This is a genomic window from Rheinheimera sp. (genome assembly GCF_020217005.1).
GTDB lineage: Bacteria > Pseudomonadota > Gammaproteobacteria > Enterobacterales > Alteromonadaceae > Pararheinheimera.
In genome coordinates, this window is sequence record NZ_JAIWOI010000149.1 from 1 (window position 1) to 10000 (window position 10000).

Here is a 10000-nt window from a genome sequence, read left to right on the forward strand (position 1 = left end):
ACAGATGCACATTCACTCAAGCCATAGCCCTGATACACAGGTAAACCCAGGCGAGCCGCTTGTTGTAATAAAGCAGTAGATACATGAGCACCGCCTACGGCGATAAATTCCAGAGAATCCGGTGCTTGCCAGCCTTGAGAACGGGCCATTACCAGTAACTGGAGCAATTCAGGCACCAGAATCAGACTTTTTGGTGCAGTACTGGTTATTAACGTCAGCAACGCCTGAGGATTAGTCAACTGACTACCACTAAAGCCACGCATAGCGTCAGGTGCAATCAACACTTCTCCCCCAGCTAATAAAGGGGCATAAATACCGGCAATATTTTCGAGCAAGGTGCTTAAAGGCAATAAACACAAATGTTTAGGTGCGTCCTGATTAATTCGCTGCAGCAGACTCTGCGCAACATCCAATTGGCTTTGCGCCGATAAACACACCCCTTTAGGTTGTCCAGTCGAACCAGAGGTGAAGGTAATCTTTTGACAAGTCGCAGGAATCGCTGCTCCCGGACTTTGCAACTCGCGTCTGTACAGCAATAAATCCCCGACCTGCTCCAGCAAGGTAAATTCTGCCCCTTGCTGCTCTTTATCTGAAATATAAAAATCTGGTTCTAATTGAGTCATCACATGCGCCAGCTGACTGTCTGACAAGTAAGTAGGCAGCGGTACCAGCAGCAAATCAGCATCCAGACAGGCCAGATCCAGCAAGGCCCACTGCACTGAACTATTGGCCGCCAAAGCAATACGTTGCGCGCCGTAGCCCAGTAACAACTCCTGCCATAAATTTATTTGCTTACTGATCTGACTTTCTGTATAGGTCAGACCGGAAGCTAAATCACGCAAAACAGCGGTTTTTGGCAATTCAATCCGCATTAACATTCTCCTTCCGCTAAACCTGCAACTAATTGATGCAGCTGAGGCCAGTGCTGATGAGCCAGGGTAGTCAATTTCTCATCGCTGTGGATCAGCCGGGTCACAGCAGCTAAATCCATCACGCAGACTTTAGGATTGGTGTCGTAATAGCTGCCCCAACTGGCACCGTCTTCACCTAAAGCCTCAGCCTTCGCTTGACCAAGCTCTGTCAATTCAATGCCATGCCGGCTTAAAATACTTCGCACTTGTGTTGTCGCTGCACATAACAAGTAACTGAACTTCAACTGGTCCAAAGCGTAAGCCATTAACACAAACAGCTGTAACAAGCTCTGTCTGTTAATCGCGTACAAGTGACCAATTTCTATAAGTTGCGAGCGCTCTGCTTTTACACCTTGTGTTGCAAGCAGCAGCTCCACAGGCATAGGTAAGTATTGTTCGATAAACAGTGTCGTTTGTGCCGCACTACGCAGTCCAAGCACAGCTTGCCATTGGTTATCCCGGCTTACACCTAGCAAATTTGGCATAAAACTATGCACGTCCGCCTGATAAGCCTTGGCAAAACCACTAGCGATAAACTGTTCTATAGAGGCGCGCTTTGCGTCTGATGCTTTAACCAACTGCAACAGCGCTTTGCCCTCTGGCACTGACAAAGTGGCAGTGGATGACTGAGGCAAACTAAGAGCAACAGACTGTTCGAACTGATAGGAAGACAACATAAGCACACTCCTGCATACCGATTTAGCATGCAGTGTGATGGACGAAGCTTAAAGAAAACTTAAGATTTTTGTTGTTTTGAAAAAAGATCTTTCTTCAACACATTAGTTAGTTGCAAGACCAGTGAGTAAGAGCCCATGCTGCTCAGGCTGTCATCAAGCGAAATCGCCACGGTTCACTGCCCTTCTCCTCGTCTATCAGCAAATAAATATTTGCTTTACAAACATAAACTTAAGCTCAATAGGTTAATTTTATTAACCTGATAGTTGATATTTTTTCACCCTGCTAATACGCTTTGAAAGCGCTTTCAGACAGTGAACTGAGCAATAAGGCTGTTCCACATAATAACAATCCAACAGACAGGGAAAAACAAATGAGAAAAAGAGCGACACCTATCGCCTTACTCTGTGCAGGCGTCACATTGACCAGCTTGTACGGTTGCGGCGGTGGAGCAGAAACAAAATCAAATTTCAACAATCCAGACCCGGTACAGCCAGTGTCGGATTGGGTGATGGTCTGGAATGACGAATTTACCGCCTCTGCTATAGATACAAAAAAATGGACACACGAAGTGAACTGTGCTGGAGGTGGTAACAATGAAAAACAATGTTATACCGACAAAGCAGAAAACGCTTTTATCGAAAATGGTGTGTTGAATATAGTCGCCCTGCCTGCAGCAGCTAACGCTGAAAAACCCTACACCTCAGCTCGTCTTGTGAGTCGTAACAAAGGGGATTTTAAATACGGACGCTTTGAAATGCGGGCAAAATTACCTTCAGGTCAAGGCAGTTGGCCTGCATTTTGGATGATGCCCACAGATTCAGTATACGGCGACTGGCCACGCTCTGGTGAAATTGACATTATGGAAGCGGTGAATCTGAAAGTTACAGGAGCTGACGGCATCACCGAATCTAACGTTCACGGTACCCTACACTACGGTAAAGCATGGCCAAATAATTCCAACTCTGGCAAAAGCTACCTGTTACCGGAAGGTAAAAATCCGGCAGATGATTTCCATACCTATGCAGTGGAGTGGCAACAAGGCGAAATTCGCTGGTATGTCGATAACTACCTTTTCGCCACTCAGCGCCAATCAGAAGTGCGTTTTAATGCCAAAGGTGAGGCTGTTGGTCTGAAACACCGTGGCTGGTATACCGAATACTTTGATCAAAGCGGCGGTGAGTTAGAAACACATTGGGATGCAGCCCCTTTTGATCAGAAATTTTTTATGATCCTGAACTTGGCTGTAGGCGGTAACTGGCCGGAAAACGTAAATAACAAAGGCATAGACGCCAGCGCTTTTACCAATGGTCAACGTTTTCAGATTGACTATGTCCGGGTATATGAATGTGCTTCAAATCCGGCCACAGGAAAAGGCTGTGAGACCATCAGACCTGGGTACGATAAACTGAATGATGCTTTAGTAGAAGGTAAAGCTCCGATCCCTTCCCCCCCTTCGTCTGGCATTGCGCAAAACCTGACTATTTTTGATGGTATACCCAATCCAAACTGGGCAGCGTGGGATTGCTGTGGAGGCTCCACGCCTGGTCTGGTGGCAGACGCAGAGCGTGGTAATGTGTATGAGTTTTCTGTCGGGGCCGCCCCTACTGTGAATGGCTTTGTCAGTCGATCTGAGTTTATTAAAGACCCTGCAGGTAAAGCCACACCTTTTGATGCTTCTCCAATTATGGCCAGTGGTAGTATCAGTTTTGACCTGCAGGTTGTTTCAGCTCCGTCCAATGCCGCTGCGGTCTGGAAATTTAAAGTGGAAAGCCTTGGCGCTACTACAGCAGTAGAACTGGATTTAGCTGCAGGGGGCGCTGTCCCAACCACAGGTCAATGGCAAAGTTACAGTTTCCCGTTAAAAGCTCTGGCTGATGCAGGGTTGGATCTTGCAGCCATTGATGTCGTAATGATTTACCCGGCATGGGGAACCGGTGACGGAGCTGTATATCGTGTCGATAATGTAAAAATAGCTCAACCTAACCAAAGCTTACCAAAATTAGTCTTGTTTGAAGACGGTAAAAACCCCGATTGGCCTATGTGGGATTGCTGCGCTGGTTCTACCCCTACAGAAGAAGTTGACGACGCTGCCCATGGCATGACTGCTGAATTTAAGCTGGGAGCTACTCCGACTGTCATGGGGTTCATCACCCGCCAGGCAAATGGTGGCTCTAATATGCCTTTTTATGCTACGGCTTTAGTGGACGGCGGTTTGATCCAGTTTGAAATGAAAGTGGTTAACGCTCCATCTGCCCCCGATGCCAGCTGGAAGTTTAAAGTGGAATCCAATAATGGTGCAGAAGCTGTAGAGCTGGATTTAACGGCCAGCGTAGAAGCTCAGTCGCCTGTTACAGGCCAATGGCAAACTTATAGCTACAAACTTTCGGATCTAGCCTCCGCGGGTCTGGATCTGAGTGCCATTGATGTGATTATGATTTTTCCTGCATGGGGTACAGGTAACGGCGCAGTGTACCGAGTAGATAATGCCAAAATATTTCATCCTGACGGTGATGCCCCCTCTGCTAACGGCCTGACTCTCTTTGCTGACGCGGCAGCAGAACAGTGGGCTATTTGGGATTGTTGTGGTGGCACTGTACCTAGCGTAGAGCAGGATGATGCCATTCACGGCAGCACAGCACAGTTTGTGATTGGCGCAGCACCAACAGTCATGGGTTTATTAGCAGATGATGATGTGTACTACGACGCTTCATCGCTGCTGGCCAATGGCGTAGTACGGTTTGAGATGAAAGTCGTCAGTGCGCCAAATAATGCAGCTGCGGTCTGGAAATTTAAAATTGAAGCTGGTGATGCGTCTTCGGCTGTAGAGCTGGACCTGTCTGCAAGTCTGGAAGGCGCCACTCCGGTTCCGGGTCAGTGGCAAACTTACACTTTCCCGCTACAAAGCTTGTTTGATAAGGGCCTTGATATCAGTGCTATTGATGTGCTGATGGTATTCCCTGCCTGGGGTTCAGGCGAGGGAGCAGTCTACAGGTTGGATAACGTCGTCATTACAACCCCATGACAAGCACAGCTTTGGTCGCAAAAAACCTAGCAGCGGGGAACCAGGCTGGTTTCCTGTTAACACAACAGCATTCGAATGAACAGGTTCAACATGAAAAGGTTAAACTCAAATAAAAGTCGCCTCGCGGTCTGTATTTCGGTCATCTTATCCGCCGGAACTTTGCAGCAGGCGTTAGCCCAGCAAATTGAAGAAAAAGCAGAAGAAAAAATTGAAGTAATTCAGGTGAAAGGCATCCGTGGCAGTCTGATACGTTCTATGGAGATGAAACGTGACGCCAATGGTGTTGTTGATGCCATTTCCGCCGAAGAAATGGGTAAGTTTCCTGACACCAACCTGGCAGAGTCTCTGCAACGTATTACCGGTGTATCCGTAAGCCGCTCTAATGGTGAAGGCAGTCAAATCACAGTCCGTGGTTTTGGTCCTGATTTTAATCTGGTGACGCTAAATGGCCGTCAGATGCCTGGTACTGGTTACACCCGCTCTTATAGCCTTGAAAATCTATCGTCAGAGGGAGTCAGCGCACTGGAAGTGGTTAAAACTGCCAGAGCCGAGCTGCCAAGCGGCGGTTTAGGCGCCACAGTCAATATAGTGACAACTAAACCTCTGAGTCAGCCTGGCCAGAGTTTTTCTGTGGCAGCCAAGGCGATCCACGATAGTTCAGTGGTTGAAGGTGATGATGTTACGCCTGAAGTCGCAGCAGTATACAGCAATACTTTTGCCGACGATAAGCTGGGCCTGGCCTTCTCTTTTTCACATCAGGAACGGGATTTCCAAAAGCAACAAGCCAATATTCAAGGTTGGCAAGCCAATGTGGCTTTGCCCACTCTGGATGCCAGTAAAGTGGTCGATGCACGGCCTGAAGATGCTCAGGGCAATAAAATTGGTAACTACTTTTTCCCCAAAGATATGAACTACGGCATGGAGAATGTCGAACGGGAACGCAGCAACGGGCAACTCACTTTGCAATACGAGCCAGTGGATGATTTTGTCGCTACATTGGATTACACAGGCTCGCGCGCTATCACTGGTACTAACGCTATTGGCTGGGGGATCTGGAACGAGTTTGGTGGCAATATTAACGCTTACGAACTGGATAAAAATGGCACTGCACTTTATGCAGATATCAGTGGCAATGACGGTTCTTTTACTGCAGACAGAAACACCACTGAAGTGAAAGCACGATCTGTAGGTTTAAATCTGGACTGGAAACTGAATGATGACTGGCATTTCGCGCTGGATTATCACGATTCCAACAACAAAGCGGACAATGGCGCAGACAAAGGTTTAGGCAGTGCAGGCCAAGTGATCTTAGGCTCTGATCAGTTACTGTCAAAAGTTTATGACTATCGTACCGGAGATATTCCTCAGGCGATGATATTCTGGCGTAATGGTACCAATGAGTTAACACCAGGCGAAATTGACTCCAATTTCAGTCAGTTCAGCCACTCCCCTGGTGAATCAGAGATCCAACAACTGCAGCTGGACAGTACCTGGTTTAATTCCAGCTTTAAAATCCCTCTGAGCACTATTAAATTTGGAATATCCGTTACGGAACAAAGCATGGGAGGTTACACAGCCTGGAGTGGTTTAAGAGGTGGCCCAGGCTTTAACCCGGCTTATCCGCAAATCTTTCCGGATAGTATGTTTACCCGACATTCGACCAGCAATTTCCTTGACCAATTCAGTAGCGGTGGTAGTTCACTTCAGCCACATTATTACTACACCTATGATTTTGATGAGGCAGTAGCGCGGCAAAAGGCATTTCTGACGGAAGCCATAATGGGTGGTGATGCCTATGTGCCTGATGCCTACTTTGATGGCATAGACAGTCAAAGTAGTGTGGACGAAGACACCAACAGCGCCTATTTGCAATCACAGTGGGAGCTCGAGTTAGGTGCATTTCCACTGCAATTAAACGCTGGTGTGCGCTATGAGGAAACTGATGTCACCAGTACTGTGCGCCAACGTGTTGAAACTCAGGTGAACTGGGAAAGCCCTTCAGAGTGGATCACCCAGTATGAACAGGGTGGTGTTGATAATTTTCTGACACTGACAGGTAAACACGACGTACTGTTACCTATGTTAGATTTAAAAGTTGATATAACAGAAGACCTGGTCGGACGTTTTTCCTGGGGCAAAACCATAACCAGAGCACCTTTAGGCTCTTTAGCTGGCGGCCGCAGCTTAAGTGGTAGTCCCAAGCCTGGCTCCAGAACTGGTGGTCAGGGGAATACGAACCTACTACCTTTTGAGTCTACTAACCTGGATCTGACACTGGAATATTATTATGGTGATGGCAGTTATGCCGCCTTAGGTTATTTCAAAAAAGACGTAGATAATTTTATCCAAACCACTATTACTGAAACCACTATCGAAGGCTTACACGACATATTTAACGGCCCGCGCTATCTTGAAGCCATTGCTGATATTGAAGCCCGTGGTGAGCAGGCGACCAGTACCGCCATTTTTGAACAAATGCTGGCAAACGGTCATGGCAATGCGGAAGGTAAAATAGAACCTAACGCTCAGGACCCATTGATCGTCTGGAATATCAGTCAGCCCACCAATACAGATAAAAAATCTGTTGATGGTTTTGAACTGGCAATACAGCATCTGTTTGGCGAATCTGGTTTTGGTATGGGCGCTAACGCTACTTTTGTCCAGGGCGATGTGGAATTTGACGTCACCAGTCTGACACAACAGGCTCCTCTGACAGGTTTAAGTGATTCCGCTAACTTCCAATTGTTTTATGAAAAAGAAGACTGGTCGGTGAAAGTCACTTATGCCTGGCGCGACCAATACTTGATTGGCGTAGGTCAGTCACAAGGCTCTGCTGACGCTCCGCCTCAGTTTGCCAAAGCTTATGGTCAGTGGGATATGAGTCTGAACTATTCGGTAACAGAGCAGCTCAATCTGTTTTTTGAAGGCGTAAACCTGAATAACGAAACTGAACAGGGGTATGGCCGCTATGAAGAACAGTTCTTATTCGCCCGCCAGTATGGTCCACGTTATACCTTAGGCATGAGATACAGCTTTGACTAAGCGTTGTTGTATATGCTTTACACAAACACCCGGCTCTTTGCCGGGTGTTTTTTTGGTCAGTCCTGGTACGGACAAGCTAACTTTATCACGGTTTTAGCTTACGAGGCAGTACGTCGCCATGCTGACTATAGTCCCTTATCGCGAACTGATGCTCAGCCACTGCCGGACTATGGTGACTATGAGTTGCAGTGATCACCATTAAAGTGCCACCACTGGCCAGCGCGGCCTGTATACCAATATCAGCATCCTCAAAAATCAGACATTGGGTGCAACTCACGCCAAGCCGTTTTGCTGCCAATAAATAACAATCAGGTTTGGGTTTACCCTGATCAACATCTTCGGCAGTGATTAATACCCGTGGCATTGGCAAGCCAGCAGCCTTCAGCCGGGTTAATGCCAGTTCGCGCGGCGCTGAAGTGACGACAGCCCATTTGGCTAGTGGAATTTGCATTAAAAATGCCGTTGCGCCAGGTATTTCCTCAATACCTTCCACTTCAGCTATTTCAGCTTGAGTGATAGTAGCCGCTTCTGCAGTAGCATCTACTCCAGGTAAATTTAAACTCTTGATAGTGTCTATGGCTCTTCTGCCATGAATAGTAGGCAAAAAGGTTTCAACATCAATACCATGAGATCTGGCCCACTTGGCCCAAACGTTCTCCGCAGCAGCAATAGAATTGATAAGGGTACCGTCCATATCAAATAACATAGCGGCAAAACTATGATCAGGTAGTAAATCAAGAGTCATGAGGCTGCAGTCCTTCGGTCGAATAAGGTTTATAACTCAGTAAGTTACTTTGCCACAAAACAAACACGGACGAACAGAAAAAGTCACAGCGACAGGGATTATTACTGTGACTTTCATTCTGCAATATTAAGCCATAGATAAAGCCATTGCGTCGGCACCAGCAGGAAAACGCTGTTGACCCGATTGATCTGTGGCGGCACGGAACACAGCTTCAGCCACATCCAACTCTTTAGTAAATTGCTGTACCTGCGTAAAGGCTGCAAATACACTGTGGGCATAGTCAGCATAATCCGCTGTGATCAAGCCTTGCATACGCTCAGTACCATTACTGGTAAAGTTGGTCGTTGGGCCATAACCTGGCTGCACCAATTTCACCTCAATGCCAAAGGGCTTTAACTCCAGAGCCAAGGACGAGCTAAAACCTTCAATAGCGGTTTTACTGGCGGTATAAACAGCCACCAATGGCATGGGCATTAATACAGCACTTGAAGTGAGATTAATAATCAAGCCAGATTTTTGCGCCCGAAATTGTGGGATTACCGCCTGAGCCATGGCAATCATGCCAAAGGTGTTGGTTTCAAATACCTCACGCACAGTAGTCATTGGCGTGGCTTCACAAGCACCAAAGAGCCCTATACCAGCATTATTTACCAATACATCTATAGGGCCTGCCTCTTCCAATGCAGCCTTGATACTTTCGGCTTGCGTTACGTCCAAAGCTAAAACTTTTAAGTGTTCCGACTGAGGCAAACCAGCAGTGCATGGCGTGCGCATGGTAGCTATCACTTTCCAGCCTTTGGCCAAAAAATACAAAGCGGTTTCCCGGCCATAACCAGATGAACAACCCGTGATCAGTACAGTTTTCATCGCATCTCCATAAGTTAGTTTCGCTGGGGTTAAAGTAGCGAACATCGACTGAACTATCTATAATCAATAGTTCACATTTCATTACTTAGAGTTCAAAACTTATGGATCCGCTGACGGAAGTGATCAGCTTGCTGCAACCCCGCACTGTGTTTTCAAAAGGCATCAGTGGCGCCGGAGCCTGGGCTGTACGTTATTCTGATTTTGGTTTTCCAAGCTTTTGCGCTGTGCTCGAAGGCAGTTGTTTGCTTGCGGTCGACGGTCAGGACCCCGTTACTTTGCAAGCGGGAGACTTTATTCTGCTACCGACCACGCCGGGTTTTACTATGTCGGGTTTTGATAAAGTTACGCCACAACTGATGGATTCCAAAGCTGCTGCTATAGCGACAGGAGAAATCCGTCATGGCCGGACAGAAGGGCCTGCCGATGTGCGCTTATTAGGGGGATATTTTGAGTTTAACTCGCCCGACTCCGCTTTATTGGTCTCTCTGATGCCTGGCATAGTGCATCTGCGTCAAAGTAAAAGCCTGCCTGTACTGGTGAGTTTGATTAATGACGAATGCCAAAAAGCTTTAGCTGGTCAGGATCTGGTGTTAAGCAGACTGGTGGAAGTCTTGTTGATTGAGGCATTGCGTTCCACAGCCACAGAGCAGGCACCACCAGGTTTATTGCGTGGTCTGGCGGATGAACGCGTAGCTTTGGCAATTCGGGAAATTCACCGCGACCCGGCTCGTAGCT

The 10000-nt window shown here is 47.3% G+C and carries 7 protein-coding genes; 3 read left to right on the forward strand and 4 right to left on the reverse strand.

All coding sequences use genetic code 11. The features are described from left to right. Positions 1-872, reverse strand: an 872-nt coding sequence (locus LDL40_RS07300; RefSeq protein WP_300994575.1) for an AMP-binding protein, incomplete at its 3' end; no start/stop codon positions are given. After that, on the reverse strand, positions 872-1588 hold the full coding sequence (locus tag LDL40_RS07305) for a thermostable hemolysin (protein ID WP_300994576.1): 717 nt from the start codon (positions 1586-1588) through the stop codon (positions 872-874). The genes LDL40_RS07305 and LDL40_RS07300, both read right to left, overlap by 1 nt. Positions 1589-1959: 371 nt before the next feature. On the opposite strand from LDL40_RS07305, the gene LDL40_RS07310 reads away from it, so the two are divergent. Beyond that, the gene (locus LDL40_RS07310; protein ID WP_300994577.1) at positions 1960-4611 is read left to right on the forward strand and encodes a glycoside hydrolase family 16 protein; all 2652 of its coding nucleotides are present in this window, start codon (positions 1960-1962) and stop codon (positions 4609-4611) included. 90 nt (positions 4612-4701) lie between these two features. Next, positions 4702-7653, forward strand: a complete 2952-nt coding sequence (locus LDL40_RS07315; RefSeq protein WP_300994578.1) for a TonB-dependent receptor — start codon at positions 4702-4704, stop codon at positions 7651-7653. A gap of 85 nt (positions 7654-7738) precedes the next feature. Here LDL40_RS07315 and LDL40_RS07320 read toward each other — a convergent pair whose 3' ends face one another. Beyond that, on the reverse strand, positions 7739-8398 hold the full coding sequence (locus tag LDL40_RS07320) for an HAD-IA family hydrolase (protein WP_300994579.1): 660 nt from the start codon (positions 8396-8398) through the stop codon (positions 7739-7741). Between the two features lie 126 nt (positions 8399-8524). After that, complete coding sequence (locus LDL40_RS07325; protein WP_300994580.1) at positions 8525-9265, reverse strand: SDR family oxidoreductase; 741 nt, start codon at positions 9263-9265, stop codon at positions 8525-8527. 101 nt (positions 9266-9366) lie between these two features. Here LDL40_RS07325 and LDL40_RS07330 point away from each other — a divergent pair. After that, positions 9367-10000, forward strand: a 634-nt coding sequence (locus LDL40_RS07330; protein ID WP_300994581.1) for a cupin domain-containing protein, incomplete at its 3' end; no start/stop codon positions are given.